This is a genomic window from Brevundimonas sp., from assembly GCF_031082345.1.
Lineage (GTDB): Bacteria > Pseudomonadota > Alphaproteobacteria > Caulobacterales > Caulobacteraceae > Brevundimonas.
The window spans coordinates 1-1,193 of sequence record NZ_JAVHLH010000403.1; the positions used below are offsets into that span (position 1 = coordinate 1).

The 1,193-nt window shown below is 71.1% G+C and carries 2 protein-coding genes; both read right to left on the reverse strand.

What is annotated here, in order from left to right; genetic code table 11:
- Window positions 1–440: Plug domain-containing protein (locus tag RDU12_RS15780; protein ID WP_308685624.1), on the reverse strand; the 440-nt coding region annotated here is incomplete at its 3' end.
- Between the two features lie 40 nt (window positions 441–480).
- On the reverse strand, window positions 481–1,193 hold a 713-nt coding region (locus RDU12_RS15785; RefSeq protein ID WP_308685626.1), incomplete at its 5' end, for a response regulator.

Sequence of the window (1,193 nt, forward strand, 5' to 3'; positions counted from 1 at the left end):
AGCGCCCCGCCGGCGCCGCGCTCGCGCAGCTGAATGACGCCGGTCAGGGCGCCGGCGCCGTACGGACCGGCGCCCGAGCCGCGCACGATGTCGAGGCCGGACAGGCTCTCGGTCGGGACCTGGGACCAGATCACCCAGCCGCCGAAGGGGTCGTTCAGGGGCACGCCGTCGAGCGTGACCAGGGTGCGGCCGGCGCCCGACGGGGCGACGGCGCGCAGACTGATGCCCTGGGTGGTCGGATTGGCTGACAGGCTGGAGGTTCGGCGGAACAGGGAGACGGCGGGGACCGAGGCCAGGGCCTCGTCGAGACGTTGCTGGTCGCGCAGGTCCCCGTCGTCGAGGCGGATGATGGAGAAGGCGGCCTCGCCGGCGGCCGGCGGCAGGCGGGCGCCGGTGACCACGACTTCGGGGAGCTGGGGCGGCGGAGGAATCTGGAGCATGGACGCTTCAATACACGCCGGCGCCGGCAGTTGCGCCCCTTCAGGCCGCGGCAGGCACCGGCTCGGGGGCCATGACCCGTCGGATGGCGTCCAGCAGTTCATCAGGCTGGATCGGCTTGCGGGCGACGCCATCCATGCCGGCGGCCAGATAGTCCGCCGCGTCATCGGGATCCGCGTTGGCCGTGAGAGCGAGAATGGGCACACGGGTAAAGGATTCCCCGAGCGCCCTGATGGCCCGGGTGGCGGCGACGCCGTCCATGACCGGCATCTTCACGTCCATCAGGACCAGATCGTAGCGGGTTCTCTGCACCTGCTCGACCGCTTCGGCCCCGTTCTCCACCGTATCCGAGGTGCAGCCGAACAGTTCGAGCACGCGGCTGGCGACGAAGCGGTTGGTGGCGTTGTCATCGACGATGAGCACGTGGAGCGTATCGTGCGGCGTCGGGTCGGCCCTGTTCAGCACCTGTCGACGCAACTCCGGACCAGCGCAGGGCAGGCACAGCTCGATCTCGAAACGCGCGCCTCCCTGCGGGGAGCGGGCGACCGAGAGCCGCCCGTCCATTCGCCCGACAATCTGTCGGCAGATGGCGAGGCCGAGGCCGGCGCCTGCCCCCGCCCGGCCGGCCTGACCGGTATTGAAGGGTTCGAAAATGTCGGCGGCGACCCCTTCGGGCACGCCCGGACCGCTGTCGTCCACCGTGGCGGCGATGCTGACAAGATCGTCCCGCCCGCTGGTCCGGATGCGCACCACCA